A 709-nucleotide genomic window follows, 5' to 3' on the forward strand; every position below is an offset into this window, starting at 1 on the left:
CCGCTGCGGTTTGGCGGAGCGAGGCGGCAGGCAACTGACATGGGCTATGCGGAAAATCTCTGGCTTTTCTTTATCCTGCTGTTCGGCATCATCGCCGTACCGGGCATGGACATGCTCTTCGTGCTTGCCAATGCACTGACCGGCGGGCGCGACAGGGCTCTCGCCGCGACCGGCGGCATCATCGTCGGCGGCATGGTGCACACGCTGAACGGCGCCATCGGCGTCGGCCTGCTGATGCATTTCGTGCCGATCCTGTTCAAGCCGCTTCTGCTTGCCGGCGCCGCCTACATGGCCTTTATCGGTATCACGCTGATGCGCAGTTCCATCACTGTCGGTCAGGAGGGGCCTGCCGGCAGCCGTTCCGCATGGAAGGCCTTTCGCCAGGGTTTTGTGACCTGCCTGATCAACCCGAAGGCATACCTGTTCGTGCTTGCCGTCTACCCGCAGTTCCTGAAACCGGAGTACGGTCCGATCTGGATGCAGGCGACGGTCATGGGGTTGCTGACCGTGGCCACCCAGGCTGCGATCTATGGCGGACTGGCGATCACGGCTGGCCGCAGCCGCAACCTTCTGATCGCCAATCCGCGGGCGACCATTTTTGCCGGCCGGGCGGCCGGACTGCTGCTCTTTGCCGTGTCGGTGTTCACGGCATGGGAGGGACTGAGAGCGGCGTAGGGATTTCTTGCGAAGAAGACCCCCACCCCTAACC

The 709-nt window shown here is 63.2% G+C and carries 1 protein-coding gene; it reads left to right on the forward strand.

Annotated elements, in window-relative coordinates; translation table 11 throughout:
* The first annotated feature begins 39 nt into the window (after positions 1–39).
* Positions 40–675: a LysE family translocator gene (locus EOC06_RS37080; RefSeq protein ID WP_128310101.1), complete on the forward strand. Its 636-nt coding sequence runs from the start codon at positions 40–42 to the stop codon at positions 673–675.
* The last annotated feature ends 34 nt before the right edge of the window (positions 676–709 follow it).

The sequence above is a fragment of the Mesorhizobium sp. M7A.F.Ca.MR.362.00.0.0 genome (genome assembly GCF_004023175.1).
Taxonomy (GTDB): domain Bacteria; phylum Pseudomonadota; class Alphaproteobacteria; order Rhizobiales; family Rhizobiaceae; genus Mesorhizobium.

Bases quoted from the DNA above. Each gene is read 5' to 3' on its own strand.
- EOC06_RS37080 (WP_128310101.1), top strand. From the start codon at position 40: ATGGGCTATGCGGAAAATCTCTGGCTTTTCTTTATCCTGCTGTTCGGC.